The organism is Vibrio sp. DNB22_10_4, assembly GCF_052879755.1.
Map to the genome: position 1 here is coordinate 1 of NZ_JBNNXW010000084.1, position 260 is coordinate 260.

General features: G+C 65.0%; 1 protein-coding gene. It reads right to left on the bottom strand.

The window, feature by feature from the left end; all coding sequences use genetic code 11:
* Positions 1-260: hypothetical protein (locus tag ACVA6Q_RS24760; RefSeq protein ID WP_446649239.1), on the bottom strand; the 260-nt coding region annotated here is incomplete at both ends.

The window sequence follows — 260 nt, forward strand, 5'->3', positions numbered from 1 at the left end:
GGGTATGCAGCGAAGAATCTTCCCAGCCTTCCTTCGGCACGGATGCCCGCGCGAGCGGCTTGGCCAGGCGGTCGGCGGTATGCAGCCAGTGATGCTCTTCGATCTGCGGGCGGAGTTGCGGTGTCTCGCGGTCGATCTGGCCGAGGCGGCGCTGCAGGGTGCGCGGGCGCATCACTACCAGGACTGCGAGGATGGCGCAGAACGCGATGGAGAAGGCGCCTGCCAGCAATACGACGTGTGCAATTTGCATGGTCTTACGG